Genomic DNA, 1,489 nt, shown 5'->3' with positions numbered 1-1,489 from the left:
TCGTCACCCTCAAGCCGCGTTACGGCAATTACATCGGCGGCGAGTTCGTCGCGCCGGTCTCTGGTCAGTACTTCACAAACACCAGCCCGGTGGATGCGTCGGTGATCGGTGAATTTCCCCGTTCCGACGCCAAGGACATCGACAAGGCCCTGGACGCCGCCCATGCCGCCGCCGATGCCTGGGGTAAAACCTCCGTGCAGGACCGTGCGCTGGTGCTGCTGAAAATTGCCGACCGCATCGAAGCCAACCTCGAACTGCTCGCCGTGGCCGAAACCTGGGACAACGGCAAGGCCGTGCGCGAAACCCTCAATGCCGACGTGCCGCTGGCCGCCGATCATTTCCGCTACTTTGCTGGCTGCATCCGCGCCCAGGAAGGCAGCGCCGCAGAGATCAACGAACACACCGCCTCTTATCACTTCCACGAGCCGCTGGGCGTGGTCGGGCAGATTATCCCCTGGAACTTCCCGCTGCTGATGGCCGCCTGGAAGTTGGCCCCGGCCCTGGCTGCCGGCAATTGCGTGGTGCTCAAGCCTGCCGAGCAGACGCCGCTGTCGATCACCTTGTTCGCCGAAGTGGTCGGCGACCTGCTGCCGCCGGGCGTGCTCAACATCGTCCAGGGCTACGGCCGTGAAGCTGGTGAGGCGCTGGCTACCAGCACACGTATCGCCAAGATTGCCTTTACCGGTTCCACCCCGGTCGGCTCGCACATCATGAAGTGCGCTGCCGCCAATATCATCCCGAGCACCGTGGAGCTGGGCGGCAAGAGCCCGAACGTGTTCTTCGAGGACATCATGCAGGCCGAGCCGACATTCATCGAGAAAGCCGCCGAAGGCCTGGTGCTGGCCTTCTTCAATCAGGGCGAGGTGTGCACCTGCCCGTCGCGTGCGCTGGTGCAGGAGTCGATTTTCGAGCCGTTCATGGTTGAGGTGATGAAGAAGATCAAGGTCATCAAGCGCGGCAATCCGCTGGATACCGAAACCATGGTCGGCGCCCAGGCCTCGCAGCAGCAGTACGACAAGATCCTCAGCTACCTGGAGATCGCCCAGCAGGAAGGTGCCGAGCTGCTCACCGGCGGCGCCAGCGAGAAGCTCGAGGGCGATCTGGCGGGCGGTTATTACATCCAGCCGACCCTGCTCAAGGGCACCAACAAGATGCGCGTGTTCCAGGAGGAAATCTTCGGCCCGGTGGTCGGTGTGACCACCTTCAAGGACGAAGCCGAAGCACTGGCCATCGCCAACGACACTGAGTTTGGCCTGGGCGCCGGCGTGTGGACGCGCGACATCAACCGCGCCTACCGCGTGGGCCGTGGCATCAAGGCCGGCCGCGTATGGACCAACTGTTACCACCTGTACCCGGCGCACGCTGCCTTTGGCGGCTACAAAAAGTCCGGGGTCGGGCGCGAAACCCACAAGATGATGCTCGACCACTATCAGCAGACCAAGAACCTGCTGATCAGCTACGACATCAACCCACTGGGCTTCTTCTGATC

Annotated in this window: 1 protein-coding gene; it reads left to right on the top strand. The window is 62.8% G+C overall.

Annotation, left to right across the window (positions count from 1 at the left end; all coding sequences use genetic code 11):
• A partial coding sequence (gene exaC / locus HP439_RS19065) for an acetaldehyde dehydrogenase ExaC (protein WP_216657910.1) occupies positions 1 to 1,487 on the top strand: 1,487 nt, incomplete at its 5' end.
• Positions 1,488 to 1,489 lie beyond the last annotated feature (2 nt).

This window comes from Sphingobacterium shayense (assembly GCF_013179575.1).
Classification (GTDB): domain Bacteria; phylum Bacteroidota; class Bacteroidia; order Sphingobacteriales; family Sphingobacteriaceae; genus Sphingobacterium; species Sphingobacterium shayense.
The sequence above is the reverse complement of the archived record's forward strand: the minus strand, read 5'-3'. Positions and strand labels throughout refer to the sequence as shown.